Genomic DNA, 4428 nt, shown 5'->3' with positions numbered 1-4428 from the left:
GTACGTTTTGTTAATCGAAATTAACGTTGGCACGCTTGGTTTTGTTTAGTTTTCAAAGATCATGTTGCGTTGTCGTTTCAAGTGACAACTTTTATATAATACCATGATACACTTTAGAAAGTCAACACTTTTTTATTAAAATGTTTTTTAACTAAATCGGCATATATTTTCACTGCTTTAACAGCAGAAATTAATAATACCATTTACTAATAATCAAGTCAACACCCAAATTGAACATCTCCTAAAATAACTAATGAGCATCACTTATTTGTAATGATTTATATCTTAATCCATTATAAATCACTTAAACGCAATATACCTTTGTCCCAGGTAATTTAATATTGTATATAACACTGCAGCTAGGATTAATGAAGTTTCCTTAACATATTCAAAGTTGGTTAGGAGTTTACTTTTATCAAATAGGATATAACCAATAGAATACGAAATAAAATAACTACCCAATATGACTAGAATAAATAAGGAGATTCCTTTTTGATTGCTTACTTTGCTATTAAAGGTGAAGTTCTTATTTAAAATATAACTACACGTAGCTCCTATGCTATTTCCAATGAAGGTTGATATCCAATATGATAATCCTAAAACATTTAGCAAAACTAGAATCAAAGAGAGACCTATACATGTGTTAATCAGCCCAACCAGGATAAATCGAATAAATGTATTTACCCTTTTATAATAATTCTCTATGATCAGACTCACTTGATCCTATGTTCCTTCCTAGTAAGCTTTGTTTTAAATTTAAAGTATCAATATCCACACTATATCTTGGTCGACGTTTTGATTCTTTATAGATTTTGCCTATATATTCACCAATTAAACCAATGGCTATTAGCTGCAATCCGCCAATTAACCATATAGACGTAATAAGAGAAGTCCAACCTGTTTCTGTTTCCCCTAAAAATTTCAGGCTAATAAAATATGTACCAAACAATATACTTGTGAAAAATGAAAGAAAGCCTAAAAACAACACAAACCGTATAGGAGTAATCGAAAATGATGTAATGCCTTCAAATGCAAATGACAGCATTTTTCTTAATGGGTATTTTGTTTCTCCAGCTAATCGTTCTTTTCGATTATAATAAACAGATGTTGAAGGAAAACCAATTAAAGGTACAATACCTCTTAAAAAGAGATTAACTTCTTCAAACTTCTCTAATTCCTCCACTGCCCGTCTACTCATTAACCTAAAATCAGCGTGATTATAAATTAAGTTAACACCTAGCTTTTTCATAAACTTATAAAATGCTTCTGCCGTTGTTTTTTTAAAGTAATGATCGGTATCACGCTTTTCTCTGACACCATAAACAATGTCAAAGCCTTCATTAAACTTCTGTAAAAACTCAACAATAATAGTTTCATCATCTTGTAAGTCAGCATCAATTGATACAACACAATCTGCTGAGTTTTTCGCAGTAATTAATCCTGCATAGAGTGCATGTTGATGACCTACGTTTCTGGCAAGTTTTAATCCATTGACCTTACTATTATATAAACTTTCTTTATAGATGATGGACCAAGTGCCATCCCTACTTCCATCATCTACAAATAAAATATTACTCTTTTCAGAAACTATATTATTATTTATAAATTGAGTTATTTTTGTTTCAAGCACCTTTATGGTTGTTTCCAAAACCTCTTCTTCATTATAGCAAGGAACAACAATAGTAAGGACAGGCTTACTCATTATAAAACCTCCATTGATTTATAAAGCTTTATATAAATATATTTTCCACGCAGATGTATCAGCTTCAAATACTCGCTCTAGCTCAAGCTGATTTTCTTTTGCATTCTCGATTAACACTGCAGAAAAAAGATAGTGTCCTCCTAAATCTTTAAACGCTTCTATATTAAGTTCTAGGTTTTTCAATGTCTTTTTCGTGTTTTTCTTAAACATATAGTGCTTACCAAGTTCATCCGTAAAGATATAACAACGGCCTCCCCATTCATCAAAGTACGTTCTTATCTTCTTATTTTTCGCAAGCTCTTTTTCAATAATTTTTCTAAACTCATACTTATAAGTTAATGGATAAAAGTTATTATACGTATCAAGTGTATAAAAACCGTTATATTGAGCAATAGCTGGATGAATCCCAATACTGGCGACTCTATATTCTTCAACTGGCAGCTCAATATGGTCCTTAATATCTTCAAAAAGCTCAACTGAGTAAAACTCATTCACAGAAGGCTTATTCCGATGAATAATTTCATCATTAAAGCAAAATAAAAGAACTATTTGAGCAGCTATAAAGAATAGCGAATAATACCTTGATCTTTGCCCATATTCCCACATTATTTTCAAACCTAGAGCAAAGCCTACATAAATAATTAGAGGACGTAAAAAATGAAACCTGGCAAAATTAAATGTATCCATAAAATGAAATCTCTCTGTTAACGGAAGCCATCCTTTATAAAACCAAAATGCATACCAAGTAGACAACAAAAAGTTCAGGATTAACAAGAATACGAAAACTTGTTCCTGTTTCCATAGTTTCTTAATGATAACTATATATAAAGATAGTAGAGTGACAGCTAATATAAAGAGACCATGCACCGTCATCACATGTGTATGTCCCAGTACAAAGTTTTTAAAAGTAAGCCTTATAACTCTCCATAACGAAAGTCTCGCATGAAAATATTCATCCCTGCTATTGGGTTCATCATCAAACAAAAAGGAGTACACTAGTCGGTACTCTACAACCAGAAATAGAAACGTCATATAAACAATAGAAAGCAAAAAATGATAATTCCTTCTACCCTTAATAAAATCAACAAGCCAAAAAACTCCTATGGCAAATAGAAAAAAGAAGAAACCTAACACAAAGCTCGAGTATAACGGGAGTAATGTTAACACCAAATAATGTGTCCATTTCCCCTTCCCATTTCTAATATGTAAAAAAGCCCAAAGTGCAAGTGGCATTCCAAGTGTACTTAACATACCCGACGGCCAAAACGGTGTTAAAGCAAATGCTAACGCAACCCCAACATTTATGACTACATATTTCTTTTGAACCAGAAAGTGATCCTTTAACAATAAATACATACCTATAAATGCAAATATCCTAGTAATACTTTGACTTAACGCATAAGCAATCATTGTCGGAAACACCGAATACAGCCAGACAATTAAACTATATTCTGGTCCATAAGCATTTCTAGGCAAACCATTAATCACCTGAGAAATAGTAGCTGTAGTCGGACCTAACAATTGTCCACTTTCACTCAAAACCTTATACCAAGCTATATTAGAATCAAGATTATCATGAACCCGAATATGGGCATCTCCACCTAAAAGGTAAAGAGGAAGCAGATAGATACAGATAGTGATAATAGCGAATATAATCAATTTCTTTTCAGAACCAAAAAATCTTAAAAACAATCTATACACCTCTAAAAATAAGCTTTACTCCTACAGTACTATTTAACATTTACAAAAACAGGATAAAAATACTAATTTTATTTAGTTTATAGAATAACTTGGTGTTACCTCTCTACTGAACTGAATAACCTAGGCGTATCTTCTTACTATGGAGTTACTCCTTTTTAATAATATTGATGATGAACTTTAGACATAGGGTTCTGCTTCCTTATGGGCTTCATCTCCTTGATGAATGTAATGTCAAGCTAACGATGTACAATTTTGATCGTTTATTAAGATACAAAAATTTATTAACATCTTCTTTTTCTAAGTGGTCTTTAATTTGAAAGAAGATCCAACAATATTCACGATTGTTGCGTAGTGTAGAACTCAATCTATTATTGCATTTTCTAATTTGATTTCCAGGAACACCGCATCTCTGTAATTATGTCCTTCATCGGCTCTATGACGGATTTTTTCTTAGGCTTTCCTCTTGCTTATGTCCCTCATTAGCTCTATGACGGACTTTTTCTCGGGCTTTCCTCTTGCTTATGTCCTTCATCAGCTCTATGACGAACTTTTTCTCGGGCTTTCCCCTTGCTTATGTCCTTCATCAGCTCTATGACGGACTTTTCACTTTGGATTCTTTCCTCTTTTGGGCTTCATCTCTATAATCCTGACCCTGATGTTTGAAGTTCTGCTTGCTTAAGGAATTCATTCTGATATAAATGATTGTAGTACTTTTTAGTTTCTACCATTATTAATGGTCCCAATCTTTTCAATCATCTAATGTTCAACTTCTAAAACACAAAAAAGACCAGTATTATCTCTACTGATCTTTCTATTCATTACTTGGCGATATCATATTATCTGCATTCTTAATTCACTTTCATCCACTTCCTTCTCCTTCTACCATGCTTTAGGCTACTAGTTTTTTTAGTTTTTCGCTTTTTACATATCTCGCTCATTAATTTGCTAGTTTATTTTTAACGCACAAAAAAAGACCAGTATCTCTACTGATCTTCTCCACTCTTTACTTGGCGACGTCCTACTCT

Annotated in this window: 3 protein-coding genes; all 3 read right to left on the bottom strand. The window is 32.5% G+C overall.

Annotated features, from left to right (window positions below):
- Positions 1–300: 300 nt before the first annotated feature.
- Genes FS935_RS22945 through FS935_RS22935 form a run of 3 tightly spaced genes read right to left on the bottom strand, consistent with a single transcriptional unit; the run spans position 301 to position 3394 of the window.
- Positions 301–717: a GtrA family protein gene (locus FS935_RS22945; RefSeq protein ID WP_240051009.1), complete on the bottom strand. Its 417-nt coding sequence runs from the start codon at positions 715–717 to the stop codon at positions 301–303.
- Positions 689–1702 (bottom strand): glycosyltransferase family 2 protein, encoded by a 1014-nt coding sequence (locus FS935_RS22940; RefSeq protein ID WP_146950921.1) that lies wholly within the window; start codon positions 1700–1702, stop codon positions 689–691. The genes FS935_RS22945 and FS935_RS22940 overlap by 29 nt, the downstream gene beginning before the upstream one ends.
- A gap of 18 nt (positions 1703–1720) precedes the next feature.
- Positions 1721–3394, bottom strand: coding sequence for a DUF6044 family protein (locus FS935_RS22935; RefSeq protein WP_146950920.1), 1674 nt, complete (start codon positions 3392–3394; stop codon positions 1721–1723).
- Positions 3395–4428 lie beyond the last annotated feature (1034 nt).

The sequence above is a fragment of the Metabacillus litoralis genome (assembly GCF_007994985.1).
Classification (GTDB): domain Bacteria; phylum Bacillota; class Bacilli; order Bacillales; family Bacillaceae; genus Metabacillus; species Metabacillus litoralis.
This window is presented reverse-complemented; position numbering and strand designations above follow the sequence as displayed.